This window comes from Vibrio sp. 03_296 (assembly GCF_002265885.1).
This window is the reverse complement of the sequence record NZ_NPKW01001275.1, coordinates 1-436: the sequence shown is the minus strand read 5'-3', so window position 1 is coordinate 436 and position 436 is coordinate 1. Positions and strand designations below refer to the sequence as shown.

General features: G+C 47.7%; 1 rRNA gene. It reads right to left on the bottom strand.

What is annotated here, in order from left to right:
- Positions 1-277: ribosomal RNA gene (locus CIK04_RS31525) — 16S ribosomal RNA — on the bottom strand; the annotation flags it as partial.
- Positions 278-436: the final 159 nt, after the last annotated feature.

Sequence of the window (436 nt, the reverse complement as noted above, 5' to 3'; positions counted from 1 at the left end):
GCCTTGGTGAGCCCTTACCTCACCAACTAGCTAATCCCACCTGGGCATATCCTGACGCGAGAGGCCCGAAGGTCCCCCTCTTTGAGCCGAAGCTATCATGCGGTATTAGCCATCGTTTCCAATGGTTATCCCCCACATCAGGGCAATTTCCCAGGCATTACTCACCCGTCCGCCGCTCGCCACCCGAGAAACAAGTTTCTCTGTGCTGCCGCTCGACTTGCATGTGTTAGGCCTGCCGCCAGCGTTCAATCTGAGCCATGATCAAACTCTTCAATTAAAAGTTTTTTTTGAAGCTTTCGCTCGGCTCAATGAATACTGAATAAATTGACTGTGCCGATACTTAGTATCGTTTTGGTCACTCAGTTCATTGATAAATCTTTTGGATTATCATCAACGAGTGCCCACACAGATTGATAGGTTTATATTGTTAAAGAGC